Here is a 25,039-nt window from a genome sequence, read left to right on the forward strand (position 1 = left end):
GATCAGGCCTCGACCTCCTCATCGGTTGCTTCGCCGTCTTCTTCGGCCTGCTCCAGCTCGGCCGGATCAACCCAGCCCAGCATGATGCGCGCCGTCATGACCAAGTCCTGAGCCTCTTCCAGCGTCACGCCGAAAGGTTCCAGAACGCCATCATCCTTGATGCGCTCACCATCAACTGTGGTCCAGCCACCGGCCAGTTCCCAGTCGGCACAGGTTGCGAAGTCTTCCAGCGTCTTCACATCGTCCTTGGCCAGCGCCTCTACCATCTGGGGTGTCAGGCCTTCGAATTCAATGAGGCTGTCCTCGGCGCCCAGCGCACGGGCCGCATCCAACGCCGCCTTGGCTTGTGCTTCTAGGAATTCGCGCGCACGGGTCTGCAGTTCTTGCGCGGTGCCTTCGTCAACACCGTCGATGACCAGCAGTTCCTCAATTTCGACATAGGCCACTTCTTCGAGGTTGGTAAATCCTTCCGAAACCAGAAGTTGCGCGAAGAACTCGTCCAAATCCAACGTTTCCATGAACAGCTGTGTACGGGCTTCGAACTCTTTCTGACGGCGGGCCGATTCTTCGGCTTCGGTCATGATGTCGATGTCCAGGTTGGTCAGCTGGCTGGCCAGACGCACGTTCTGACCGCGGCGACCGATGGCCAGCGAAAGCTGCTCTTCGGGTACAACCACTTCGATCTTACCGGCTTCTTCGTCCAGAACCACCTTGGAAACCTCTGCAGGCTGCAGTGCGTTCACCAAGAAGGTCGGCTGATCTTCGTTCCACGGGATGATGTCGATCTTTTCACCCTGCAGCTCGTTCACAACGGCCTGCACGCGGCTGCCGCGCATACCAACGCAGGCACCCACGGGATCAATCGAGCCGTCATACGAGATCACAGCGATCTTGGCGCGCGAGCCGGGGTCACGGGCCACGGCCTTGACCTCAATGATGCCATCATAGATTTCCGGCACTTCCATCTTGAACAGCTCAGCCATGAATTCCGGCGCGGTGCGCGACAGGAAGATCTGGTGACCACGCACCTCGCGGCGGACTTCCTTGATATACGCGCGCACACGGTCATTCGGGCGATAGCTTTCGCGGCCGATCTTGTCATTGCGGCGCAGAACGGCTTCGGCACCGCCCAGATCGACGATGACGTTGCCGAATTCCTCGCGCTTGACCGCACCGTTGATGATGGTGCCCGCGCGATCCTTGAATTCTTCGTACTGACGGTCGCGCTCTGCTTCGCGGACCTTCTGCAAGATCACCTGCTTGGCGGATTGTGCCGCGATACGGCCCATCTCAACCGGCGGAACCTCTTCAACGAAGACATCACCGACCTCAGGGTTTTCCATATATTGTTTGGCCTGCTCAACGGTGAACTCAGCCTGATAGTTCTCAAGTTCTTCATCTTCAACCACGGTACGGACGCGGGTAAAGGTCGCCTTGCCGGTTTTGCGGTCGATCGACACGCGGATATCCATTTCCGCGCCGTAGCGGCTCTTGGCGGCACGGGCGAGCGATTCCTCCATCGCTTCGACAACCAGACCGGGGTCGATCATCTTTTCGCGGGCCACGGCCTCGGCGGTCTGCAGCAGCTCCAGCTGGTTGGCTGAGGTGATTGCCATCAGTTCGTCTCCTCTTCGGACCCTTCGGTCTCTATCTCGTCGAAAGCGTTTTCGTTCAAGGCGCCGGCGTCTTTGCGCTGGCGCAGCATTTCCTTGATCAGTTCATCAGTCAGGACCAGCTTGGCGTCGCTCAGCCAGTCGAATTGCAGACCGATGGTGATTGTCTCATCCCCCTCGGGGATGTTGATCAGAACCTCATCCCCTTCGATCCCGGCCAGTTCACCCTTAAAGCGTCGGCGGCCGTCGATCAGTTCAGCGGTCTCGATCTTGGCCTCGTATCCTTCGAAAGTCTCGAAATCCTTGAGACGGGTCAGAGGGCGGTCGATGCCGGGGCTGGACACTTCAAGCGTATAGGCATCAAGAATCGGGTCCTCGACGTCAAGCGTGGCACTCACTGCGTTCGAAATCTCGGCGCAGTCATCTACTTCGATGCCGCCATCGGGCTTGTCGGCCATAATCTGCATCGTGGTGGTCTTGCCGCTCATCAGGCGGATGCGCACCAGCTCATACCCCAGATCCTCGATCACGGGTGTGATGATCTCGGCCAGTCGCCGGTCAATGGCTGCTTTGGCTATCAGGTCGTTTGTCATTCAGGTTCTCTACCCTGTCATCGGGCACAAAAAAACGGGCGCGCGGCCCGTCGAAATTTCCGGTGGAGCCCCGGACCAGAAGTCCAACGCGCCGCTGTTGCAACTGCATATACGCAGGCTTTTCCGAGTCTGCAACCCCCGGCGAAAATCGTGATCGGATTTAGGCTAGCCACCACCGCTCGGCGATGCGCCCATCGTCCAACGACCCCTTGCCAATCTGACGCGGCATGCCGACATGCGCGGCCACCGCCAGCGCCATGTCGGTCTTACCTGGATGGTACCTTAGGCCGCGTTGATCCTTTAGCTCATCACCTTCGGGCAGGGCAGCAATGTCCACATAGCCATCCCGCAAAGCCTCGGCCCGCACACGCGCATCAGGGATCACAATGATTTCCAACGCATCAGCCCAACCCGCACGGCCATTTTTGTAGTGGCCCGCCACCTTGCGCCCAAGGAAATGGCGAGAATCCTCGGCCCGTTCTACACGATAGCACCCCGTGCCCGTTGCCGTGTTCAATGGGGTAACTCCCTGCCCGTCACGTGTCACGACAAACCGACTGTCGGCAAGCAAGAAGGGCAAACCAGGATTGGGCGCGGCCAGTTCCAACCTAACGCGATCAGGGGCTAGGGCCTCCGCGCGTCCGATGTCTGAAAATACCGCCGCTACATCGCCTGCATGCATGGCGGATCCATCATGGAACATCGCGTCGTCGCGTAGATCAAAGCTCCATACACGCGCGTGTTCTTCAGCCTGCCAAGCTTTTGCCAGTTCGCCGCGCAAGGTCCCATCTGATGCGACTTCGGTCAGGGTGTCGAACACGGCCCCGCGCGCTAATATTTCCAAACTCTCATCGCGCGGAACCGCAAGCCGCAGCTTGCCACCTATCTTTGGTGTATCCGCCAGCGACCCGCCCGTCGCCGCCAGCAAGGCGGCGGCAGCACCCGAGGCAAACAATGCACGACGGTCGATCCTGGTCATGCCGTACCCTCCGCCACGCGGTCCATGATCCGGACCAGCTCAACACTTATACCCGGTTCTGACAAGGCGTGCCCTGCCTGGCGCACCATTTTCAAGTCAACGCCAGGCCATCGTTGCGCCAGATTCCAGGCCGCTTGCGGTGGACAGATCATATCATACCTTCCCTGCACGATATGGCCGGGAATATGTGCGATACGGTCCATCTGGTCTAGGATCTGGCCATCATACTCGAGAAACGCGCCGTTCCTGAAATAATGATTTTCCAGCCGTGCAAAGGTACGGGCGTATTCCCCGGGGCTTTCCCCAACCGATCCGTTGGTGTGGATTGAGGCCAGAGCGTTCTCCCAATGAGACCAAGCGCGCGCAAAGAGGATCTCGGTCGCACGATCGCCCGAAAAGAGGCGCTTGTGATAGGCATTGATCGCGTCAGATTGTTCGGCCTCGGGCAACAGGGATGCAAACTTGGCCCACTGTTCCGGCCAAAACTTGCCCGCACCGCCACCATAAAACCAATCGAGCTCGGCCTGTGTCGCCAGAAACACGCCGCGCAACACCAAACGGTTGACCCGATCCGGGTGTGTCTGCGCGTAAATCAAAGCCAGTGTTGCACCCCAGCTGCCGCCAAAGACAATCCAGTCCTCGATACCAAACAGCGTTCGCAACCGTTCGACATCCGCGACCAGATGCCAGGTCGTATTGTCTTCGACCGAGGCCGTGGGCCTTGAACGGCCACAACCGCGCTGATCAAAGAGAATCACCCGGTAGACCTCTGGATCGAAATAGCGCCGCATCGCGGGGCTGCAACCGCCACCCGGCCCACCATGCAGCACCACGACCGGTATCCCATTGGGATTACCGCATTGTTCCACATAAATACGGTGCCCATCACCCATATCAACGACGCGCTGATCGAACGGATCGATCGGCGGGTAAAGATATTGAACTGCGCGCTTTTGGTCCGGGTACTTATCCATTACGGCCCTATATAGTCCTTAAGCGTAAAAGAGCACACGGAGACAGGAATGCAAGCGCATCCGAACACGGTCGACCCGTCAGAGATCGCAAAATTCGAGGCGATGGCCGCGGAATGGTGGGACCCGCATGGGAAATTCAAACCTTTGCACATGCTGAATCCGTGCCGTCTGGATTATATCACACAGCAGATCGCGGGTGAGTTCGACCGCGATCTCAAGACCTCACATCCCTTTGAGGGGCTGCGCCTGCTGGATATCGGCTGCGGCGGCGGGCTGCTGAGCGAACCGATGGCGCGATTGGGCGCGACGGTCGTGGGCGCCGACGCCGCTGAAGGCAACCTCCCCGTCGCCCGCATCCATGCCGAGCAATCGGGGCTGGATATCGACTATCGCCACACCACCGCCGAGGACATGGCCGCCGCAGGCGAACAGTTCGACGTGGTGCTGAACATGGAAGTGGTCGAACATGTGGCCGATCCGCTTGGTTTCCTGACCGCCTCGCAGCAGTTGTTGAAATCGGGCGGGCTGCTGATCTGCTCGACCATCAACCGCAACCCGAAATCCTATGCCATGGCGATTTTCGGGGCCGAGGTCGTCATGCGCTGGCTGCCACGCGGCACGCATGAGTGGAACAAATTCATCACCCCCGACGAGCTGTTCGACCAGCTGCGCCAGGCCGGGCTGGAGCCGGTGGATCGCAAGGGGTTCGTGTTCAATCCGATCCTGTGGAGCTGGTCGATCTCGGACCGGGATTTGAGCGTGAATTATGTGACGGCGAGTGTGAAGGCGGGATAGGATGGGTGTAAACACCATCCAAATGCTGACAAAAATTAACTCTTCAAAAGCTATTTAGATGGAACTTGAGCGCGGCATCGCTCTTTATCAATCGGGGCGCGATTTACAGGCGAGAGCAGCTTTCAAACGTGCCCTTCAATATTCACACGCAGCCCCACAGAGTTGGGTACAAGGCTCATTGATCGTATGAACACCTTTGAAGATATGGGCGCTGTAGATCTTTGAGAGTCGATTGTCTCGAAAACCAAATAGTTGCGCTCTTCACTCCCCTTCCAACTGCAACCGCAAATCCCGCAGTACCGGCAACGTACTCCGCACCCGCTCCAGCCCCAGCTCTCCGACCACGCGGTTGATCAGCGGGGCAATCGAGGAAATCGCCTGATCGCGCGCGCGGCGGCCGGCGGGGCTGATCGCGACCATTTTGCGGCGGGCGTCGTCCCAGTCGGGGCGTATGTGAATGTATCCAGCCCATTCCAGCTTGGCCAAGGTGTTGGTCATCGCTCCGCGCGTGACGTGGAACGTGTTGGCCAGCTGCGCCGGGCTGCGTTCATCTCCGACAAAGACCAGATGGTTCAGAACTGAGAAATGTGAGATTTCCATGCCCTTGGGCAGCACCCGGCTCAGCCGGTTGCGCAATAGCTGGTCTGCGGTCAGTATTTCGCTGAAAAGCGTGACCGCCAGGGCATTTTTCTCGTCCGTCATAAGCCCGGTTCTGGATCAGGGACCTGTGAAAGGCCGTACATGGGTCAATGAGGGCACGCGTCGGCGCGCCTCGGACACAGAACTATCATGCAATTCGAAAAAGTGAATGCCCGGATCGATGCCTGCGTCGATGACGACCTCTCCCCAAGGGGCCACGACGATGCTGTGGCCATGGGTATATCGGGTCTTGCCGCGCGTCTTTGGATGCGCGCCAGTCTGCGCCGGGGCAAGCACCCAGCAACCTGTTTCAATCGCCCGCGCGCGCAGCAGGGATTCCCAATGTGCAGCACCTGTGACCGGCGAAAACGCTGCCGGGACGGTTAGAATCTGTGCTCCAGCCTGCGCCAGCGCTGCATAAAGATGCGGAAAGCGGATATCATAGCAGATCGTCATACCAACTTTACCGAAATCAGTATCAGCAATCACAGCTATCTCACCGGGGCGATAGTTCTTCGATTCGCGGAACGTCTCGGTCTCACTGACCTGCACATCAAACATGTGGATCTTGTCGTATCGCGCCACGATCTGCCCCTTCGGGTTGATCATGAAGCTACGGTTGGCAAAGCGGCCATCGGCATCGTGAGTCTTGATCCCCAAAGAGCCGATCAGCAGCCAAACACCTAAATCAGCGGCCTGCTTGCTCAGGCCAGCCAGGGTGATGTCAACCTCTTCATGCTGCAGAACTTCGCGCTGCCGCGTAGTGCTGGTCGAGACGCAGTTCGTCACTTCGGGCGTCAGGATAAAGCCAGCGCCTTGCTCTGCCGCCTCGGCCATCATGACGCGCACCATGTCCAGATTCTGGACCGGGTCGTCCGACGAGGTGATTTGCAGCAGAGCGGTCTGCATCAGGCCGCGAGCAGGCGATCCAGCTTGCCCTGACGTTCAAGCTCATAGAGGTCATCGCAACCGCCAACATGAGTTTGGCCGATGAAAATCTGCGGGACAGTGCGTTTCCCACCCGCCCGCTGGATCATCTCGGGTTTGCGTTTGGGATGCATCAGCACGTCGACTTCTGAGAACTTAACGCCTTTCTGCTTCAACAGCCGTTTGGCAGCGTGGCAAAAGCCGCACAGCGGCGAGGTGTAGATTTCTACCGGCTTCATATTCCGTCCCTTTGGGTTTCGCACATTCTTGGGCGAATTAGGCATCCTTGGCAACGCGCGCCAGTACCAACACGAAAATATGATTTGCTCCTGAAGCACGACAGACACGCGCGCAGGCCTCCAGTGTCGCACCCGAGGTCATAACGTCATCGACCAGAAGAATATCGCGGCCCTGTGACATACTTTCTCGTTTCGGATGTACAGCTATGGCGTCGGCGAGTGCTGCGGCACGTTCAACGGCTGTCTTGCCATCCAGGACAGGCGTGCGTCTGGTTCGAACCAAAAGATCAGGGCATACGGCCAGACCCGTTTCCTGACCCAGATGATGCGCAAGCAGTGCGGATTGGTTATATCGCCTGCGGATCATTCGGGACCAATGCAGCGGGACTGGCGTGATCAACATGTTGGGGCGAAGCACCTCGGATCCGGCTCGTGCCATCCAGCGCGCAGCCGGGCGCGCCAATTCCGTACGATCCCCATGTTTCAACGCCAGTATCAGCGATTTGGCACCCCCTTGATACATCAGAGCTGCCCGACCGTCCTGCCAAGCGCGTGGTTTTGTGAGGCAGTCGTCGCATTCGATTCTATGCCCATCCCGTGCGCCGGGGACCGGCACGCCGCAACTTTCGCAAACTGCGCCGCCGATAAATGGTGTGTCTCGCCAGCATGGACCGCAGAGGCCAAAGTCGGATTCAGTCAGCGCACCGCATGAAAGGCAACGCGGGGGATAGATCATCTCGACAACGGTTTGAATCCCCCGACGAATGCGATACTTGCGGCTTATGAAACTGCCGTCCGACACTGCACCCTCTCTGTTTGACCGCGCTGCCCTCGCGCTCCACCGCAGCCGCGCGCAGGATGAGGCGCTGTTTCTGCACCGCGCCGCTGTTGACGAGGTGCAGGATCGTCTATCGATGGTTAATAAAACCTTTAAGGCGCCTGTCGTCGTGACCCCGTTCCCACACATCTGGGAAGGATTATGGACCGAGGCCCGGTTCATCCCGGATGATGAGGTTCTGGACCTGACGCCAAGCGCGCATGACCTGGTTATACACGCGATGGCGCTGCATTGGGCAAACGACCCGGTAGGTCAATTAATCCAATGCCATCGTGCTCTGAAACCTGATGGTTTGCTCTTGGTCATGTGCTTGGGCGGCGAAACCCTACAGGAGTTGCGTTCAGCACTGGGTCAGGCGGAGATTGAGGTTACGGGCGGTCTAAGCCCGCGTATTGTACCGATGGCAGAATTACGTGATCTGGGCGCGTTGCTGCAACGGGCTGGTTTGGCTTTGCCCGTTGCAGACAAGGCAACGTTATCTGCCGAATATCGCGACCTTAACCATCTGATGCATGATTTGCGCGCTATGGGAGAAACCAATGCGCTGCAAGATCGTCTGAAGCAACCGACCCGGCGGGCTGTTTTCGAGAAAGCGCAGGAAATCTATGCCGCTCATTTCGCAACCTCCCAAGGCCGTTTGAGGGGAACTTACGAACTGGTCTGCCTGACAGGCTGGTCCCCTGATGACAGTCAGCCCAAACCTTTGCGTCCGGGATCGGCCCAAATGCGCCTTGCTGATGCGTTGGGCACGGATGAGGGCAAACTGCCCGATTGACGACCGGCCTTTTCCCGTTATCTCAGACCAGACACATAAATTCAGGAAGCTTCACATGTTTGATGCCACTCGTCCTACCCACGCGCCCGCTGAGCATCCCAAGGTTAAAACGGGACGTGTCGGTGTCCTGCTGGCCAACTTGGGCACACCTGATGATTATAGCTATTGGCCCATGCGGCGTTATCTGAACGAATTTTTGTCAGACAAGCGCGTGATCGACTACCCGGCCTGGAAATGGCAGCCCATTCTGCAAAGCATCATCCTGACCAAACGCCCTTTCAGTTCGGGCGAAGCGTACAAGTCGATCTGGAATCACGACAAGGGTGAAAGCCCTTTGATGACGATCACCAAGGACCAGACCGCCAAGATACGCGAGGCGATGCACGAACAGTATGGCGATCAGGTCATGGTCGAATTCTGCATGCGCTACGGGAATCCTTCGACCCCTTCAAAGGTGCGCCAGATGGTGGAAGAAGGCTGTGATCGCATCCTTTTCTTCCCGCTCTACCCGCAATATGCAGGGGCTACGACCGCCACAGCGAACGATCAATTCTTCCGTGCATTGATGAAAGAAACCTGGCAGCCGGCCAGCCGAACTGTGCCGGCCTATTTCGATGAACCCTCTTATATCGACGCACTGGCAAGTTCGGTCGAGCGTGCCTATGCAGTGATGGAGACCAAACCGGATGTCCTCGTCTGCTCGTATCACGGTATGCCGGAACGCTATCTGCAGCAAGGTGATCCCTACCATTGCCAGTGCGTCAAAACCTCAAGACTTCTGAAAGAGCGTTTGGGTTGGTCAGATGACCAGCTTGTCTCAACCTTCCAATCGCGATTTGGGCCGGAAGAGTGGCTGAAACCCTACACCGTCGATCATGTGGCCGATCTTGCTCGGGCAGGTAAGAAAAATATCGCCGTTATCGCGCCTGCGTTCTCTGCCGACTGCATCGAAACGCTGGAAGAGATCAACGAAGAGATCAAGGAAAGCTTCGAACACGCGGGCGGCGAATCGTTCACCTATATCCCGTGCCTCAACGATGATGATTCGCATATCGCGGCACTGAGCAAGGTTATCCAAGACAATTTGCGCGGCTGGTTGGAATGACGGCCCGCTTAACCAAACACACAAAAAAAGGCGGTGGCTTGCACCACCGCCTTCTTAAATTGATAAAGTCTCGTCGACTTAGCTTGCTGCAACAGCTGCGGCAACTACAACCAGCAGGATCAGCGGCAGGATGATGCCCTGCGACGAACCTTGGGTTTCTTCGACAACAACAGGTGCTTCAACAACCGGCTCTTCCAGGTTGCCAGCATATGCGGTCGAAGCAGCAGCAGTCAGAGCAGCAGCGAGAACGAGTTTCTTCATATTAACCTCCAGAATTTGCGCGATTCCCAATAGCGAAACCGCACATCTAAGACTTACCTCGTGAGTTTTTCTAATCAGCTATCCCCATGGATTGCAATTGCAACTTACGTAAATGGCAGGTTCGTGCGCGAAAATGTCGTCAAATTAGCAACACTTGCGTACCGACCTTGGCCATTGAGAACAACTCAGCGATATCTTCGTTGAACAAACCAATGCATCCGTTCGAAGACCGACGGCCGATTTTGCGTGTATCATGGGTGCCGTGAATGCGATAATATTTCCAACTCAGATATAAAGCGTGCGTTCCCAATGGGTTATCAGGTCCCGGCGGGATATAATCAGGCCATTCGGGGTTGCGTTTTTTCATCGATGGCGTCGGTGACCAACTTGGACCCTCGACTTTGCGGATGACACTGGTGCGCCCACGACGGGTCAATTCTTCGGTCAATGGCACTGACGAGGGGTACAGTTTGTATACGGATTGATCATCTGACCAATAATGCAGCGCTCGGGATACCGTATCGACCAGAATGGCGCCGTTTCTGGTATTGGAAAAGTAAGGCTGCCAATCCAGCGCCCTGAATCCGGATACATTGCGTCGTACCTGAGGCTCAGGTTCGGGCGCAGGGCGCAACGGATCACCCGGAATGTATTGGGCTAGCGCAGGCGAAGCCAAACTGGCAGTGGCAGCCGCCAGAAAGCCGCGACGCGTCGGAGACAAAAGAGTTTTCTTGACCATGTTGAGCGGTCCTTTGTTATGAGCAAATGCAATTTCTGTGATATTTTATGGCCAGAATGCTTCAGTCGCAAATCAAACCGGCAGAATCACGCAAGGTTGGGCCTTTGTGCGTTTGCTCTGGGCGCTCAGGCAGGCTATTTCCGTGGTTGACACTAAATTCAGGCCGATCATGACACGTATTCTTTCTCTTCTAGCGATTTGTTTAGTCGCACTTGCCGCATGTACCGATTCGGGTACGACAACTCTTGGTGCTGATGGCAGGCCATTGCCGAGCGTCTATAAAATCCGCGGCAACCCAGAAAAGTTGCAGTTCCGGATGCTGGATTCAGTAAACGCACTACGGCAAGCCTCAGGTCTGCAGCAAGTTCAGTTGAACGCACAGCTGAACGCTGCCGCCGAGACTCACTCTAAGGACATGGCCCGCCAAAATCGGCCCTGGCATTTTGGTTCGGATGGGTCTTCCCCCCTGGATCGGGCTTCGCGGGTCGGATATTATGGCACCTTCCTGGGCGAAGCGATCTCGGAGACCTATGAGACCGAGACGGAAACGCTGGCTGCTTGGATGCAGGAACCCGGACCGCGTGCGGTAATAATGGACCCCAAAGCCACACAGATGGGCTTTGCCTGGCACCAGGAAAAAGGCGGTAAAATCTGGTGGACATTGGAGATGGGCACCGGCGGCTGAGTAATCCGGTCACAGGATCGAACGAACCTTTGACTGTCTATCACCCATGCGAAACGAGCACCCTCGCAGACACTTGCGAGGGTGCTGTCATTTCAGAGAGGCCAATTTGGTAAAAAGTGAGCTCAAACGGCCTACTGCAGCGAACTAATATGTGTGGTGGTGTTGGATAGCAACTTGCATTGGGTTTTAACGCTGCTTACGCGGCATCTGCTAAAGCGTGACATTGTTCACGGTGATATCCATCGTGTTCCTCTAAGCAATCCCAATGCGAATTAAGATACCCAGACAAAACAGAAAATGGATATCGCTGATTTTGTTCGGCGGAATCGCGACATTCCTGATGCTCGGCGGCGAGTTTACAGGTTCGCACGACGCATGTCGCCTAAAGTGCTTTACATTAACAATGCAGGAATGGGTGGATGAAGGACACAAAATCTATGTGATCGCCGGCCTCTACCTAGCCGCCATATTCAGTTTTCTTTGGGATCATCTTTAGTTGGACTGATCAGCCGTGTATTGCCAGCAAAAGGCGGCGCCAAAGATGATTACCTTGCCGTCGTTCAACGGATTCTTCGTTTCTTAGCACCTTACGCCGCTTGCATCGACTGAGCTTCGGTCAGAATAGCATACAGCTTTACCGGATCAGGATTTGCCCGCAACTTCGCGCAGACTGATTGCTCACGCAATGTGCGCGAGACCAGCGCCAGCGCCTTCAGATGCTCAACCCCGGCTTCTTCGGGGGCAAACAGCGAAAACGCCAGATCAACGGGCTGACGGTCGACCGAGCCAAAGTCGATGGGTTTCTCGAGCATGACAAACACACCCGAGACCGATTCCAGTTCCGACAACCGAGCGTGTGGAAGCGCAACACCATGGCCAACGCCAGTCGGGCCAAGGCTCTCCCGCTCAAGCAAGCTTTCAACGATGGCCTGCGCATCCAGCCCAAGCGTCGCAGCGCCTACGTCGCCAATTTCCTGAAACAATCGCTTCTTACTGGACGCAGCGGACAATACACGCACCGCTTCGGGCTTTAGAATACTCGAAAGCTCCATCAATCTGCTCCTAAGCCGTGCCCCCTCTGCGAGGGGGCGTTCCGACTATTCTTGCCTGTTACGGATCAATCCAGCCAATATTGCCGTCCTCACGACGATATACGACATTCAATCCGTCCTTGTTCTCATTCCGGAACACCAGCACCGGGGCACCGGCAAGTTCCATTTGCATAACAGCTTCCCCAACACTGAGCGATGGGATCTTGGTCTCCATCTCAGCCACAATCATTGGCTGCAGCGATTCGGGTTCATCCGCCGTGTTCGATTCGTCAGAGGCGAGGATATAAGAGGACGCGCCAAAGAGTTCAACCGGCTCGGATCGATCCTTATGGTGGTCTTTGAGGCGCCGTTTGTAACGCCGTAGTTGTGTCTCCATCTTGTCACAGCAGCCTTCAAACGCCGCATAAATCTCGGTCGCATGAGCCTTGGCCTGAGCGGTCAGGCCAGTCGACAGATGCACAGTGGTTTCGCATACATATTCATGCGCCGAACGGGAAAAGACGACGTTGGCGTCAGTCGGTCGCTGGGCGTACTTGCCCACGACCTCGCCCAGTTCGGTCTGCACGTGGGTCTGCAGCGCCGCACCGATGTCGATCTGTTTTCCGCTGATTTGGTAACGCATGTGATCTCCTTCACAATTCACACCCATTCTGACGCCGCGTAACGCGACTGACTTGTTTTTATCGGGTGGGGGGTATCGGCATTTTCTGCGGTTGCCGCTGATCCTGCCCTTCCAAGAAGGGACATCGAGATCCTGACTGGAACCGAAGCAATGCCATGTCCCAATTGATGCAAGGGACGACGGGAGAGTCAATCAAAACAGATGTGTTTATGCGAGATTTCCGCCATGCGCCCGGCGCATTTCCGCGTAAACTTATGAAATACGGAAGTTTTCGCCCAGATAGACCCGACGCACATTTTCGTTTTCCACCACCTCGTCTGGGGTGCCGGACATCAGAACCTGACCGTCATGCAGAATGTAGGCGCGATCCACAATTTCCAGCGTTTCCCGGACGTTGTGATCCGTGATCAAAACCCCGATACCCCGTTTCTTCAGATCAGCGACCAAATGTCGAATATCGCCGACACTGATCGGGTCGACCCCTGCAAAGGGCTCGTCCAACAGCAAATAATTCGGATCGGCGGCCAAACAGCGCGCGATCTCAACCCGGCGCCGCTCTCCACCAGAGAGAGCAAGCGCTGGCGCGCGGCGCAGATGTTCGATCGAGAAATCCGATAACAGCTCTTCAAGCCGCTCTTTCCGGCGATGAGCGTGTTTGACCGTGATATCCAGAACCGAGGCAATATTGTCCTCGACACTCATACCGCGGAAAATTGACATTTCCTGTGGCAGATAACCGATACCCAACCGCGCACGGCGATACATTGGCAGAGTCGTGACGTTCTGCCCGTCAATGGTCACGGTACCTGCCTCGGGAAAAACCAGACCTGCGACCGAATAGAACGTGGTGGTCTTGCCCGATCCATTCGGCCCCAGCAGCGCCACGACCTCAGATCGGTTCAGCTCCATAGACACGTCACGGATGACGGTCTTCTTGCGATAAGACTTCCGCAGCTTCTCGATTTTCAGACCGGAAGAGCCTTCAGCGATGGACAATTCGGGACGGTTCATCAGTTGCCACCTTGCTGCAGGATCGTCTTGACGCGCCCCGACATCGTTGCGGTTCCGGACGTCAGATTTGCGATCATCTGATCACCGCTGATAATGCTGGGCCCCTGAGTCAGCAGCACATTGCCCTTCATTTCGATCACACCGGAATCGATGGTGTATTCCGCCCAATCACCTTCGGCAGCGTCAGGTGGACTGACCAGAACGACATTTTCCGTCGCCTCCATCCGATCAATGGCCGAACGTTCTTCGTTATAGATGACAAGAACGCGATCTGCGGTCAGGCGCATTTCACCCTGTATGACGATCACGTTGCCGATAAACTCGGCAGAGCCGTCTTCCTGATTTACGTTCAGAGTCTCGGACGTGACTTCAACCGGCAGGGTCGGGTCCGCGTTCACCGATCCAAATGCAACCTGAGCCTCCTGCGCAAATGCAGGCGCGGCCCCAACTGCTATGGCACAACACAAAACGGCGACACGTAAATCGAACACAAGTTATCTTTCTGCTTTTTGCGGCTCGTATATCAGCTTCACGCCGCCTGTAAAAAGAATATGGACCGGACCGTCCTTTTTTACAGTCCCAAAAATCATTCGCCCTGCGGTAAAGTCGCCAATCGGACCCGTTCCGTCAATCTGACCTGGGCTGTCGCCGCGGATTTCATCCAAAGATGTATTCAAAAGGTCAGTCGTTACCTGAATACCATCCGCCGTCGTGATGACTACGTCACCCACAAATGTCGCGGTGCCCTTGTCCGGCCGGATCATGCCCGTATTCGATTCAAGTGTAATCTCGCCACCGCTGCTCAACTCAAATCGCCCCTGAACCTCAGACGCCGTTGGGGTTTCTAGTTCTCCGCTTTGGCTGGCACGGCGAGCCTCGACCCGAATCCCTTCGCCCTTGCGGGTTACACCTTTGTAGTCAGGGCGGGTAACGACCTGATCTGTCAGTCGCTCTCCAATATCCTGATCACTGAAGGGCACCGACACATTGGTGTCGATGCTGCGGGACAGCAAAAACACAGAGGATAATATAAGAATCGCCGCCAGTGGTAGCAGAACTTTCAGAAACTGCACCCAACGGGAATGGCGATCCACCTCGGCCATTTCCCTAACCCAGCCCTACACGTAGACAATCGTGGATATGCAAAAGCCCCGATGTCGGACCATTTGTCTCGGGATCCACCACAAAAAGAGAAGTGATCTTGCGATCATTCATGATCGAAACCGCCTCTTCTGCCATTGCGTTTGGCGCGATGGTCAGAGGATTTTCGGTCATTACCTCGGTGGTGTTTTTGTTCAGTAGCCCGTCCATGTTCCGACGCAGGTCACCATCCGTGATAATGCCCAGCAAACAGCCGGCCTCATCAGTAACGCCAACGACCCCAAAGCTCTTCTGGCTCATAACCAGCAGTGCCTCGCTCATCGGAGTACCGGCAGTTACCAGAGGCATATCTTTGTGCATCAAATCGCGCACGGTAGATAATTGCGCCCCCAGTTTACCTCCTGGGTGGTAGGCACGAAAATCCTCGGGCCTGAAATCTCGGTATTTCATCAACGCGATTGCCAAAGCGTCACCCATCGCCAACGTCAGAGTGGTCGAGATCGAGGGAACCATACCAAAGCCGCAGGCCTCTCCCATCGATGGAATAAGCAGGTGCACGTCAGCCTGCTTCATCAGCGTGCTTTCGGGTTTGCTGGACAGACCAATCAGCGGAATTCCGAAGCGCCGCGTAAAGGCCAGCAGATTGGCAAGTTCCGGCGCTTCACCTGAGTTCGAGATAGCCAGAACCACATCCCCTTTCGAGACCATGCCCAAATCACCATGGCTGGCCTCGGCCGGGTGGACAAAATAGGCTGGCGTACCGGTACTAGCCAAGGTCGCCGCGATCTTGTGGCCGATATGCCCGGATTTGCCGATACCGCTGATGATGATGCGGCCTGTGGCCTGCAGGATCAGCTGCACAGCTTCGGCAAAATGCTCGTCCAAGCCTTCGGCAAGGACGTCCAAGGCACGGGCCTCATCGGTGATGACCTGGCGTGCAGTTTTCAAAAAGGACTCAGTATCTGTCATGAGTGCGCAAAAATATCGGTTTCGGGCCAGCCTGCGAGGTCAAGCTTCGCACGTGTGGGGAGGAAATCAAAACAGGCCTGTGCCACCTCGGTACGGTCTTCACGGGCAAGCCGACCGTCCAGCGCGTCGCGCAGACGGTGCAGATACAATACATCCGATGCAGCATAGTCCAGCTGAGCATCCGTCAGGGTTTCCGCACCCCAATCGCTCATTTGCTGCTGTTTCGAAATATCGACACCCAGCAGTTCCTGACACAGGTTCTTCAGGCCATGGCGGTCGGTGTAGGTACGCACCAACCGGCTGGCGATCTTGGTGCAATAGACCGGCGCTGCAAGCACACCGAACGCGTGATACATGGCTGCAATATCGAAGCGGCCAAAATGGAACAGCTTCAACACATTTGGGTCCTCAAGCATTGCACAGAGGTTCGGAGCTGATGATTGACCCTTTTCGACCTGAACGATGTGACAATTTCCATCCCCACCCGACATCTGGATGACACACAGCCGGTCCCGATGCGGGTTCAGCCCCATGGTTTCGCAATCGATGGCCACGACCGGGCCCATATCCAACCCTTCGGGCAGATCGTTTTTATAGAGGTAATTCGCCACGCCGACTTCCTTTGTGCGGTCTCGACCCCGAGATAGGAGGTTTCGCAGCCAAACTCAACGTCCTCGGTGCGCGCGTAGTTATAGCATCGCGACTAACTTGACAATAACCCCATGGGGGGGATAAGGATACGTCATGACATCCCATACCCATAATTCTCACCCGCAGATCACCGCGCGCCTGAAACGCGCGCACGGGCATTTGGCCAAGGTGATCACCATGCTCGAAGATGAAGCCCCCTGCGCTGACATCGCTCAGCAGCTTTTTGCGGTGGAGAAAGCTATCACCAACGCCAAGCGCGTGCTGATCCATGATCATGTTGATCACTGCCTGTCTGGTGAAGCGGATCAGACTGCCATCGAAGACTTCAAAACAATAACCAAGTACCTCTGACCAATGCTCAGCGTCCTGACAAATCGTACCTATCGGCATCTGCTGGCTGCCCAGATTGTGGCCCTGACAGGCACCGGTCTGGCGACAGTGGCGCTGGGGCTTTTAGCATTTGATCTGGCCGGAGATTCAGCAGGGTTGGTTCTAGGCACCGCGCTAACCATAAAGATGGTAGCCTATGTCACTGTGGCTCCTCTTGCCGCAGCCTTTGCCGAACGTTTGGACCGGCGTAGAATGCTTGTGGCATTGGACATTGTGCGTGCAATCGTCGCTCTGTGTTTGCCATTCGTCACTGAAATTTGGCAGGTCTATGTGCTGATCTTTGTCCTGCAATCGGCTTCTGCCGGGTTCACTCCGGCCTTTCAGGCGACGATTCCTGACGTTCTGACAGACGAACAGGACTATACCAAAGCCCTGTCTCTGTCGCGTCTGGCATACGATCTGGAAAGTCTTCTAAGCCCGATACTGGCCGCCGCACTCTTATTGATCGTCAGTTTCGACAGTCTGTTCCTGGGCACCAGTATTGGCTTTGTCGCTTCCGCCCTGCTTGTGGTGTCTGCAACACTGCCTTCCCCAAAACCGAAAGAACCACGCGGCATCTATGACCGAACCACCCGTGGTATCAGAATATACCTCAAGACCCCGCGCCTACGTGGCCTGTTGGCTCTGAGCTGGAGCGCAGCGGCCCTTAGTTCGATGGTGATCGTTAATACCGTCGTGATCGTGCGTGGTGATCTCGACCTGTCTGAAAGCGCTGTTGCCATTGCACTGGCCGGTTTTGGTGGTGGTTCGATGTTGGCTGCGTTCGCGCTGCCACGCCTGCTGGATCGGATCCCTGATCGTCGTGTCATGCTGAGTGGTGCCACAATGGCAACCGGAACAATGGCGGTGGCCGCTATTCTGGCCGCAACCATACCGATGACGCTAAGCGTGCTGACTGCGATCTGGATACTGGTTGGCTTTGGATATTCCAGCACACTGACACCATCGGGCCGCCTGCTGACCCGATCTGCACATCCCGAAGATCGCCCGGCAGTCTTCGCCGCTCAATTCACACTGTCTCATGCCTGCTGGTTGGTGCTGTATCCGTTAGCCGGATCGCTGATGACCTGGTTTGGTTCGACGGTCGCCATGGCCGGAATGGCCACCGCTGCCGTTTTGGGCCTTATCTTCGTGATAAGGGTTTGGCCTCGCACCGACGCAAAATCTGTGGTCCACAACCATCCGGAACTGCCGCCGGATCACCCGCATCTCGCTGGACCCAAACCGCATGCCCATCCGATCATCATTGACGAGTTGCACCCTCGCATTCCTCATGAACCTTGAGCTTTGCCCGGCATCTACCTTAAACCCGGACACACCTGCCTCATCCCGGAGACCGCATGGACCAGCTTGACCGACGCATCATCGCCGCTCTCCAACACAACGCGCGCGACTCGACTACGCGCATCGCGGCAATGCTGGGTGTTGCCCGGACAACTGTGCATGAACGCATTAATCGCATGGAAGAGCGGGGTGTTATTGCTGGTTACTCCGTCGTACTGCGAGAAAACGAAGACACTCCGAAGGTACAGATCGTTGTGCTGCTAGAAGTACAGCAAAAGGAAACCACGCGCATCATCAAACGGCTTAAAGCCTATCCCGAGGTGAAGCTGTGCTTGTCGATCAATGGTGAGTTTGACCTGTTGCTGTCGGCCGAAGCCCCACGAATCGAGGACCTTGATATTCTGGTTGACGAGCTCGCGCGCATCCCCGGTGTTTTGCGCACTAACACCAGCGTTGTTTTCGGCCGCAAGATTGATCGAAACTGAGATGCGCTAACCCTCTGTAAACAGATAATTGGCTAGCTTGAGAGGGACTGACCAGAATCCCGGACCGGCAGAATGCCAATTCATAAACTTCTCATTGCTGCGCTTTTGGCGCATGTCTTTCTGGCCCACACCGGACATGCAACATCGACAGCCGCGCTGTGCGATCACGCCGCGCGCCGTGCAGCTCAGGCCGAGGGCGTTCCTCTTGACGTCCTCAGGGCAATTGCTCGGGTCGAAACAGGCCGTACGCTGGACGGTAGACTGGAACCTTGGCCCTGAACCGTCAATCGCGAGGGGCAAGGCTATTGGTTCGCCTCTGAGGTCGAAGCAAAATCTTACGTGTTCGACATCTTCAAATCCGGCACTCGCAATTTTGATGTGGGATGCTTCCAGATTAATTACCGCTGGCACGGCAAGGCCTTTCGCTCGATCGATGCAATGTTCGATCCGGACGAAAACGCCGCTTACGCAGCTCGATTTCTGTCCCAGCTCTATGCGGAGCTTGGATCATGGCCTGCCGCTGCCGGGGCCTACCATTCGCGGACCCGTCGGCACGCAGCGGCGTATTCAGACCGCTTTCAAACTGTATTGGCGCAATTGAACGGATCGCCCCTAGTCAGTCGACGCGATCCATTCACAGCTGCGGCAGCTCCGCTCATACCCGTGAGCGCACATCCGGCCGAACAGAAAGCGCTGGGGTCTCTGGTGCCCGATACCACCACCGCCACCGCCTTCATTACGTTCAACTAGGAGCAGACCGTGCCCCGTATCGATCCCCGCACCTTGTTCTCTCCGACCATTCTGCTGGCACTAGCGTTGATGGCGGCCAACCCAATCCTTTTGCGCGTGGCGAAACAGTCGTCGTTCCGCGAACTTTTGCCGGAATCGAGGAAGAAGAAGGAACTGGACTGGCGGAAATTCCCGAAGCAACCACTCTTTCCGAAGTGGTTGCCGGGTTGAATGCCTTGGGCGTATCGCCACGCGACATGATCGATATTTTGAAAACCATAAAAGCTGCCGGTGCGCTTCATGCTGAGTTCATCGTCAGATGAGCAGTATCGCAAATGCTATCAACAAAGAACCTCTCTGAATTCGACTTAATTGGATTTCCAACTATCCAGCCAGCGGCGTAAACCTTTGCGTTTTTCATCAATCGCATCACTGGCGGCGTAAAGACCATCTTCCATGTTTTCAAAAACCGGGTCGATCTTCTTTTGCCGGAAACGGCGCCACCGGACCCAGATAGCCCATACCAATGCCGCGAATATCGTCAGGAAGATGATATTGAACCAGGGTATGATGCGCACATCAGGTCCATCGACATGGCGAATGAAGATCGCGTTAGGAAAGATCGACATGAACTCATTGCGCCAGCCGTAATGCGTTACGACCACCCAATCGGGGTTTTCCTTGGTCGATTTCGCGTCGTTGGCCTCGGTATAGAGGTTCGCCGTGTCGAACTTGAAATAGGGCGGCCAGCCCCAGCCGGTGTCTTCGTTGCGATAGACAATGGGCTTTCCGTTGGCGCGCACCGCCTGAATGAACTGCACATCGCGGTTTGACAGGCTGGTGGATTGATCCTCGGGTTCAGACCAGAAAATCCGGGTCCAATCCGTCAGGTCCTGACGTTCCTCATAGGTGTTGACGATCCGCACAACGTCGTGCTGCGGCAGGGAATACTGCAGGATCACGGCAATCGTGCCCCAGAAGATGATAATGAACGCCCATTTTACATAGGCCATGCCTTAACCCTCACATGTAATTCACGATGTAGATCAGCGCGCCAATCGCCACCCAAGGCACAATATAGACACCCAAAATCAATTTGCGCCGGAACGAATTGTCGTAGACGTGCAAACCACGCGCGACAAACGCTTCTTTGTTGCCGGTTTTGCCTTTCGCGTCCCACCAGGTTTCCAGCTTCTGCCGCCTGACGCTGCGCGAATAAAAAGAAAGCGCGAAATAGGCGATCGTCTGAACAACCAGCAGGATCAGGAACAGGCGCATTGCTCCGAACATCTCAATCCCTCCCGACTGCGCCCCAGGGGCCAACCCGCGCAATCACCGCTTCGCTGACCCGGTCGCTACCGCTCATGTCCGGCTCATGGCCAAACAAGGCCGCACGGGCACCAGCCTTGTCCACCTGATACTCGCGCGCAAGGAAATCGGCAACATAGGCTTTCTTGGCCTCGGGCCAGTTCGAGTAGGTCTTATAGAACAGCTCCTTGTGGCAGATGAACAGCTGGCGCGGGTCCAGCGGTGCAAGCTCTGCCAGCAGCATGTTCACCAGATCGCGGTTCGGCGTATCGGCTGCGCGCAAGGTATAGAAATAGGCCGGATGGTCCGAAGTGATGCGCGGCCAACGCCCGCCATCCGTCGCCCAGCGCAGCAGTTGCGCAAGGCCGTGATACGCTTCGGGTAGGCGATCCGCGTGATTGCGGGCGAGGCGGCGCATGTCGCTGCGGTCCAGTCCGGTCAGATCGACATCCGCGTCGGCGGCGGCAGCAATGGTCAGAAAATCCATTTTCTGCTGCAGTATCGCAGCAGCATCCACGCCGCGTGCTTTGACAATCGGTTCAACCAGATCGTTGTAGTCCAAAAACTTTGCAATCTGGTTTCGCTGCGATGGGCCAAAGGTGTATTTGATCGGCAGATCGTCAGGCTTGTCACCCATACAGATCGCCGCCGGGTGATCCATATCCGGGAACAGGTAGAGCCCGCCAAAGTGTGCCGTCCAGAAATTACGTTGTTCGAACGCCGTATGGCGCAGGCGGACGGGGTTGCGGGTAACGTCGCCGGTTTCTTTGGCCGTTTCGATCATCTTGGCGATCAGCACGTCGTCGAACCAGGCGTCCTCTTCGGCTTTAAAGCGTTCGACCATGCCCGCTAGCTGCTGGGCCTTGCGTAGGGTGCCGCCTGCGGTATCAGCCTCAATCTCGATCTTGCTTAAGTTCAACAGGTCGCGCGGGGTAGTGAGTTTGATGACCGAATTCACCAGCTCTCCGGCCACCGCATCGGTGGCTGTCAGGGCAAACAACTGTGCCTCGTTCATCTCGATGAATTCGCGCAGAATATCGCGCGAGTTCGAGAATTTGACGTTCAGCAAAGGCGCACGTTTCTGCTCGGTCGTCAGCAGGATGAACTGCCGGTTGACCCCGTTGGGGTTGAGGTAGAGTTCGTCCTCCAGCTCAATCCCCACCTCAGGCGAATAGCCCGAGATATCGACATGGAAATCCGTCAGTTCCGTGGTCTTGCCCGCCAGATGCTGCAACGCGCGATTATACCGCTCGACCAGAGCCGGGCTGGAGATGTGGACGAGGTTGCCAAACATCAGGCCTTTTTCGATGAGGCGGATCACTAAGCGGACCTTCCTTCCTTTGATTTAATACTAAACGCTGGCAAAGAACTTCTCATCTATTGTGACCGACTCAATCATTTCTGTCGCAACCCCAAGGTCATTTTCTTTGAGCAAATCACACAGGCGATCCCCATCAATTAGGTCAATCGCGGTAGCCCCATCCCTTGTAGCTTCGTCCGAAGCTTGCGCGGTGAAATTTCCAGTCGTTATGAACAATCCTTTGTCTGCTCGCCCCATCATCGCCCCCCTAAAGTCGCGAATTTCCGATGACCCAACACTTCCTTTGTAGCGTTTGCACTGAAAGAACACCTGGAACGAAACGAGGTTCACCCGAAGAACGCCGACACCGTCGATTCCACCGTCACCGGATTTTCCACGGACTTCGACTTTGGTAAACCCCGCTTCCCGAAGCAAGCGCTGTGCTAAACGTTCGAAGGCGTATGGGTCCATTTGTTTTAGAGTGGTAAGTAACCTTGATTTCCACGTCTCTGTATCAGGCGTCTCTTCGATATTGCCACTCTGATCAGAAGGTGAAAACAACTCGGGCTCATCCCCGTTTTGTTGTTTCTTCTTCCGGTGCTCGCGAGCTCTAGCTTTTTCTTCTTCGTTAACCTGGTCGATTATTCGCTGAGTATCGTCAATTGTATCTATGGTGCTTCCGAACTCAGTTAACGCCCAAATACCACGAGCGGAATTCTCGAGCGCACCACCCTTCTTCAAAAAGGTTCGAGCCCAAGCCAGATAGTAGTTCAATCGTGGTTGGCCCTGGTTAGTTCCGGTCATCATGAAGGATTGTTCTTCCTCAGAAACGCCTTCAAGTTCCGCAACCTTCTCGTCAAGTTCGTAAATACTTGCAGAGCCCCCTACCTGTTTCATAGCCTCGACGGTTACCAGCATCATGCCAGGCATTTCCGGGTAGCCTTCTGCTTCAATAACAAATCTTCTAGTCAAAGTTCTTTCCTTTTAAATACCGCCGCTTGGCCTCTTCCATCCGGCCCATCTCGCGGACGGCGTTTTCGATGGCGACCTCGTCGCTCTTGTCGGCATAACGGAACTCGCTGTCGGCGTAGCGGTTGATTTCTTGCATCACCATCTCGACCGTGATTGGCTGGCGCAGGTCCGCGATCATGGCCTTCTTGGTGTCGTAATCGCGGAACAGGAACAGGTCGGGGTTCTCCATCCACTCGTCCGGCAGTTCGAAATCCATCGCGCGGACCTTGACCGCGTCGGTAATGTTCTTGATCGCGCGACCGGTAAAGCGCTCATCGGCCTGTTGGATCGCCTTGAGATAGGTGCCCAGTTTGGCAATCGTGCCCATCTGGCCGATCTCGCCGGAGACGCGGTCATAGACCTGCAGCAGAGCATCCTCATGCGGGCGGGAGTGGCTTTCGAAACTGGCGGCGACGGCTTTTTTGATCTCCTGCGCGGCATAGGCTTCGTGCTCGCCCAGCGGAATGTCGTGGTTGCGGCCCATCAGCAGGTGCAGGATGTCGATGTAATCCTCACGCGTCTGCGGCCCGTCCACCAGGAAGCGTGCGCCCGCCCGCTGGCGCAGGGCGTCGTCCACGTTCTCGGGGTAGTTCGAGAACATACCAAAGGTGCAGTTGCCGCGCACGACGGTGTTGGCGCCTGCAAAGCTCTCCATCAGCACGGCGGTGATTTCCAACTGCCCGGCTGACGACTGCCGGTCACCGCGTTTGCCCGCCAACTGGTCGATATCGTCGATAGTGCCGAAGCCGATAACCGAGGGGTCGATGATCGTGTTGATAAAGGCCTTGGCATTCTGACCGGATTTGCCTTGATAGCTGTCGATATTGTCGGTGCTCAGGTTCTGATAGCGGAACGGATAGCCCGCGTTCTGGCAATAGTCGTTGATCAGCCCGGCCATCATCTGGATCAGGGTGGTCTTGCCGGTACCCGGTTTGCCGTCGCCCATGAAGGTGAAGATGAACCCGCCAAGTTCGGCAAACGGGTTCAGGCGGCGGTCGAAGTCATAGGCCATCACCATCTTGGCCAGCTTCATCGCCTGATATTTGGCGATATGGTTGCCAACCACTTCGTTCGGTTTCTTGAACGTCATGGTCAGGGTGGTGGATTTGGCTTTGGATGCGGGTTCAAAGCCCCGGATCGTCAGGTCGTCAGCTTCGATATGCCAGGCGGCGTTTTGGAATGGCGCCAGATGGCCTGCGGACTGGGCGCGCAGGGCGGCTTTCTCCATCAGTTGTTCGGCATAGGCGCTGGTCGCAGCGATCAGATGAGCATCGTCGGGCGCGTGTTTAGCGAGGGTCTGGTCCAACTCCCAAAGCGCGCCGTGCAGAGCGAGTTGGCCGTTGTCTGTCAGAACCTCTTCGATCTCAATGATGTCGACGGTGGTCTCGCCCAGATGAGAGGACATCAGATAGGCCAGCGCGTTGCCGAACGTATGGGAAGTGATCAAAGCCTCTGCCGTCAGTAGCTCCGAGAATTCCGTCTTACGGGCGGCTGGCAAATCCCCGGCAAGGTTCGCGCGTTTCAGATCGGCCAACGGGGTCTGTTCTGCATAGGCCTCGGCCACGGCCAAAGCGATTGCAATCGCGCGCCGGATCGCCTGCTGCGCAGTCGCCTGTGGAGGCGAGACCAGCGTATCGCCGTCATCAGACGCCTCAATCCGCTCGACCAGATGCACCCCGTCAGCGCGCACTGTGCGTCGGGTCACCAGCCCCGGTGTCGTAGACCGGAATCGACGCCCCGTCGAAACACCTGGAGACCGTACTACGGCAGCCTCAGCAGGTTTGGCGATACGCGGCGCATGCTCGAACCCGTTCAACAATGCGGTCGCTGCTGCGTAATGCTTGCGAATATCATCTTCTCGCAATTCCATCTGATCTGACGTCAAACTCATCTTTTTCCTCGCAATGCCGGGCTGAAGCCCGGCCTACTCAAATTCTGTAGGGCGGGCTTCAACCCGCCACTTG

The 25,039-nt window shown here is 56.2% G+C and carries 31 protein-coding genes and 1 pseudogene; 10 read left to right on the top strand and 22 right to left on the bottom strand.

The window, feature by feature from the left end; genetic code table 11:
• Window positions 1–2: 2 nt before the first annotated feature.
• From nusA to pip, 4 genes are all read right to left on the bottom strand, one after another.
• On the bottom strand, window positions 3–1,616 hold the full coding sequence (nusA, locus tag ACR3EJ_RS03065; RefSeq protein ID WP_010442532.1) for a transcription termination factor NusA: 1,614 nt from the start codon (window positions 1,614–1,616) through the stop codon (window positions 3–5).
• Complete coding sequence (rimP, locus tag ACR3EJ_RS03070; RefSeq protein ID WP_170473629.1) at window positions 1,616–2,206, bottom strand: ribosome maturation factor RimP; 591 nt, start codon at window positions 2,204–2,206, stop codon at window positions 1,616–1,618. The genes nusA and rimP overlap by 1 nt, the downstream gene beginning before the upstream one ends.
• A gap of 160 nt (window positions 2,207–2,366) precedes the next feature.
• Window positions 2,367–3,185, bottom strand: coding sequence for an ABC transporter substrate-binding protein (locus ACR3EJ_RS03075; RefSeq protein ID WP_170546726.1), 819 nt, complete (start codon window positions 3,183–3,185; stop codon window positions 2,367–2,369).
• Entirely contained in the window at window positions 3,182–4,159 is a 978-nt protein-coding gene (gene pip, locus ACR3EJ_RS03080) for a prolyl aminopeptidase (RefSeq protein ID WP_170546729.1), read from the bottom strand. The genes ACR3EJ_RS03075 and pip overlap by 4 nt, the downstream gene beginning before the upstream one ends.
• A gap of 48 nt (window positions 4,160–4,207) precedes the next feature.
• Between pip and ubiG the strand changes: the two genes are divergently transcribed.
• Window positions 4,208–4,954: a bifunctional 2-polyprenyl-6-hydroxyphenol methylase/3-demethylubiquinol 3-O-methyltransferase UbiG gene (gene ubiG / locus ACR3EJ_RS03085; RefSeq protein ID WP_170546732.1), complete on the top strand. Its 747-nt coding sequence runs from the start codon at window positions 4,208–4,210 to the stop codon at window positions 4,952–4,954.
• Window positions 4,955–5,215: 261 nt separating this feature from the next.
• Here ubiG and ACR3EJ_RS03090 read toward each other — a convergent pair whose 3' ends face one another.
• Genes ACR3EJ_RS03090 through ACR3EJ_RS03105 form a run of 4 tightly spaced genes read right to left on the bottom strand, consistent with a single transcriptional unit; the run spans window position 5,216 to window position 7,561 of the window.
• Window positions 5,216–5,656 carry a MarR family winged helix-turn-helix transcriptional regulator gene (locus tag ACR3EJ_RS03090; RefSeq protein ID WP_010442526.1) on the bottom strand — a complete coding sequence of 147 codons (441 nt, stop codon included), beginning with the start codon at window positions 5,654–5,656 and terminating at the stop codon, window positions 5,216–5,218.
• Window positions 5,657–5,671: 15 nt separating this feature from the next.
• Entirely contained in the window at window positions 5,672–6,502 is an 831-nt protein-coding gene (locus tag ACR3EJ_RS03095) for a carbon-nitrogen hydrolase family protein (protein WP_170546735.1), read from the bottom strand.
• A complete protein-coding gene (grxC, locus tag ACR3EJ_RS03100) occupies window positions 6,502–6,759 on the bottom strand; it encodes a glutaredoxin 3 (protein WP_010442524.1) in 258 nt (85 codons plus the stop codon). The genes ACR3EJ_RS03095 and grxC overlap by 1 nt, the downstream gene beginning before the upstream one ends.
• Window positions 6,760–6,796: 37 nt before the next feature.
• Window positions 6,797–7,561, bottom strand: a complete 765-nt coding sequence (locus ACR3EJ_RS03105; RefSeq protein ID WP_260023701.1) for a ComF family protein — start codon at window positions 7,559–7,561, stop codon at window positions 6,797–6,799.
• Between ACR3EJ_RS03105 and ACR3EJ_RS03110 the strand changes: the two genes are divergently transcribed.
• Entirely contained in the window at window positions 7,542–8,372 is an 831-nt protein-coding gene (locus ACR3EJ_RS03110) for a methyltransferase domain-containing protein (protein WP_170473613.1), read from the top strand. The two genes, ACR3EJ_RS03105 and ACR3EJ_RS03110, sit on opposite strands and share 20 nt — an antisense overlap.
• A gap of 55 nt (window positions 8,373–8,427) precedes the next feature.
• Window positions 8,428–9,477: a ferrochelatase gene (gene hemH / locus ACR3EJ_RS03115; protein WP_170546738.1), complete on the top strand. Its 1,050-nt coding sequence runs from the start codon at window positions 8,428–8,430 to the stop codon at window positions 9,475–9,477.
• A 78-nt stretch (window positions 9,478–9,555) separates the two neighbouring features.
• Here hemH and ACR3EJ_RS03120 read toward each other — a convergent pair whose 3' ends face one another.
• Window positions 9,556–9,738 (bottom strand): hypothetical protein, encoded by a 183-nt coding sequence (locus tag ACR3EJ_RS03120; protein WP_010442520.1) that lies wholly within the window; start codon window positions 9,736–9,738, stop codon window positions 9,556–9,558.
• 139 nt (window positions 9,739–9,877) lie between these two features.
• A complete protein-coding gene (locus ACR3EJ_RS03125; RefSeq protein ID WP_010442519.1) occupies window positions 9,878–10,477 on the bottom strand; it encodes a L,D-transpeptidase in 600 nt (199 codons plus the stop codon).
• A gap of 169 nt (window positions 10,478–10,646) precedes the next feature.
• Between ACR3EJ_RS03125 and dalA the strand changes: the two genes are divergently transcribed.
• Window positions 10,647–11,162, top strand: a complete 516-nt coding sequence (dalA, locus tag ACR3EJ_RS03130; RefSeq protein WP_170473605.1) for a divisome-associated lipoprotein DalA — start codon at window positions 10,647–10,649, stop codon at window positions 11,160–11,162.
• Window positions 11,163–11,749: 587 nt separating this feature from the next.
• Here dalA and ACR3EJ_RS03135 read toward each other — a convergent pair.
• From ACR3EJ_RS03135 to ACR3EJ_RS03165, 7 genes are all read right to left on the bottom strand, one after another.
• The gene (locus ACR3EJ_RS03135; protein ID WP_170473601.1) at window positions 11,750–12,214 is read right to left on the bottom strand and encodes a PTS sugar transporter subunit IIA; all 465 of its coding nucleotides are present in this window, start codon (window positions 12,212–12,214) and stop codon (window positions 11,750–11,752) included.
• A 58-nt stretch (window positions 12,215–12,272) separates the two neighbouring features.
• Window positions 12,273–12,836: a ribosome hibernation-promoting factor, HPF/YfiA family gene (gene hpf / locus ACR3EJ_RS03140; protein WP_010442515.1), complete on the bottom strand. Its 564-nt coding sequence runs from the start codon at window positions 12,834–12,836 to the stop codon at window positions 12,273–12,275.
• Between the two features lie 252 nt (window positions 12,837–13,088).
• A complete protein-coding gene (gene lptB, locus ACR3EJ_RS03145) occupies window positions 13,089–13,847 on the bottom strand; it encodes an LPS export ABC transporter ATP-binding protein (protein WP_170473598.1) in 759 nt (252 codons plus the stop codon).
• Entirely contained in the window at window positions 13,847–14,338 is a 492-nt protein-coding gene (locus ACR3EJ_RS03150; protein WP_260023698.1) for an LptA/OstA family protein, read from the bottom strand. Before ACR3EJ_RS03150 ends, lptB begins: the two co-directional genes overlap by 1 nt.
• A gap of 3 nt (window positions 14,339–14,341) precedes the next feature.
• On the bottom strand, window positions 14,342–14,950 hold the full coding sequence (locus ACR3EJ_RS03155; RefSeq protein ID WP_170546741.1) for an LPS export ABC transporter periplasmic protein LptC: 609 nt from the start codon (window positions 14,948–14,950) through the stop codon (window positions 14,342–14,344).
• A 4-nt stretch (window positions 14,951–14,954) separates the two neighbouring features.
• Window positions 14,955–15,917 (bottom strand): KpsF/GutQ family sugar-phosphate isomerase, encoded by a 963-nt coding sequence (locus ACR3EJ_RS03160; RefSeq protein WP_010442511.1) that lies wholly within the window; start codon window positions 15,915–15,917, stop codon window positions 14,955–14,957.
• Window positions 15,914–16,528, bottom strand: coding sequence for a ribonuclease D (locus tag ACR3EJ_RS03165; protein ID WP_170546744.1), 615 nt, complete (start codon window positions 16,526–16,528; stop codon window positions 15,914–15,916). Before ACR3EJ_RS03165 ends, ACR3EJ_RS03160 begins: the two co-directional genes overlap by 4 nt.
• A gap of 133 nt (window positions 16,529–16,661) precedes the next feature.
• Here ACR3EJ_RS03165 and ACR3EJ_RS03170 point away from each other — a divergent pair, with 133 nt between their 5' ends.
• The 6 genes and pseudogenes from ACR3EJ_RS03170 to ACR3EJ_RS03195 all read left to right on the top strand — a co-directional run.
• On the top strand, window positions 16,662–16,919 hold the full coding sequence (locus tag ACR3EJ_RS03170; RefSeq protein ID WP_170546747.1) for a metal-sensing transcriptional repressor: 258 nt from the start codon (window positions 16,662–16,664) through the stop codon (window positions 16,917–16,919).
• A 3-nt stretch (window positions 16,920–16,922) separates the two neighbouring features.
• A complete protein-coding gene (locus tag ACR3EJ_RS03175; RefSeq protein ID WP_170546751.1) occupies window positions 16,923–18,242 on the top strand; it encodes an MFS transporter in 1,320 nt (439 codons plus the stop codon).
• 56 nt (window positions 18,243–18,298) lie between these two features.
• The gene (locus tag ACR3EJ_RS03180; protein ID WP_170546754.1) at window positions 18,299–18,727 is read left to right on the top strand and encodes an Lrp/AsnC family transcriptional regulator; all 429 of its coding nucleotides are present in this window, start codon (window positions 18,299–18,301) and stop codon (window positions 18,725–18,727) included.
• 72 nt (window positions 18,728–18,799) lie between these two features.
• Window positions 18,800–19,006 carry a hypothetical protein gene (locus ACR3EJ_RS03185; protein ID WP_480422643.1) on the top strand — a complete coding sequence of 69 codons (207 nt, stop codon included), beginning with the start codon at window positions 18,800–18,802 and terminating at the stop codon, window positions 19,004–19,006.
• A gap of 60 nt (window positions 19,007–19,066) precedes the next feature.
• Window positions 19,067–19,477 carry a transglycosylase SLT domain-containing protein gene (locus ACR3EJ_RS03190; RefSeq protein ID WP_480422645.1) on the top strand — a complete coding sequence of 137 codons (411 nt, stop codon included), beginning with the start codon at window positions 19,067–19,069 and terminating at the stop codon, window positions 19,475–19,477.
• A 77-nt stretch (window positions 19,478–19,554) separates the two neighbouring features.
• Window positions 19,555–19,779: pseudogene (locus ACR3EJ_RS03195) on the top strand (flagellar basal body P-ring protein FlgI); the annotation flags it as partial.
• Between the two features lie 45 nt (window positions 19,780–19,824).
• Here the strand turns inward: ACR3EJ_RS03195 and ACR3EJ_RS03200 are convergent.
• From ACR3EJ_RS03200 to ACR3EJ_RS03220, 5 genes are read right to left on the bottom strand one after another with little or no spacing between them, the layout of a single operon-like run.
• Window positions 19,825–20,469: a DUF1523 family protein gene (locus ACR3EJ_RS03200; protein WP_170546762.1), complete on the bottom strand. Its 645-nt coding sequence runs from the start codon at window positions 20,467–20,469 to the stop codon at window positions 19,825–19,827.
• A 10-nt stretch (window positions 20,470–20,479) separates the two neighbouring features.
• Window positions 20,480–20,746 (bottom strand): hypothetical protein, encoded by a 267-nt coding sequence (locus ACR3EJ_RS03205; protein ID WP_170473543.1) that lies wholly within the window; start codon window positions 20,744–20,746, stop codon window positions 20,480–20,482.
• Window position 20,747: 1 nt separating this feature from the next.
• On the bottom strand, window positions 20,748–22,085 hold the full coding sequence (locus tag ACR3EJ_RS03210) for a DUF6638 family protein (RefSeq protein WP_170546765.1): 1,338 nt from the start codon (window positions 22,083–22,085) through the stop codon (window positions 20,748–20,750).
• 30 nt (window positions 22,086–22,115) lie between these two features.
• A complete protein-coding gene (locus ACR3EJ_RS03215) occupies window positions 22,116–23,036 on the bottom strand; it encodes a restriction endonuclease (protein WP_480422647.1) in 921 nt (306 codons plus the stop codon).
• On the bottom strand, window positions 23,029–24,966 hold the full coding sequence (locus tag ACR3EJ_RS03220) for an ATP-binding protein (protein ID WP_170546768.1): 1,938 nt from the start codon (window positions 24,964–24,966) through the stop codon (window positions 23,029–23,031). Before ACR3EJ_RS03220 ends, ACR3EJ_RS03215 begins: the two co-directional genes overlap by 8 nt.
• Window positions 24,967–25,039: the final 73 nt, after the last annotated feature.

It is taken from the genome of Ruegeria sp. AB11, from assembly GCF_056536325.1.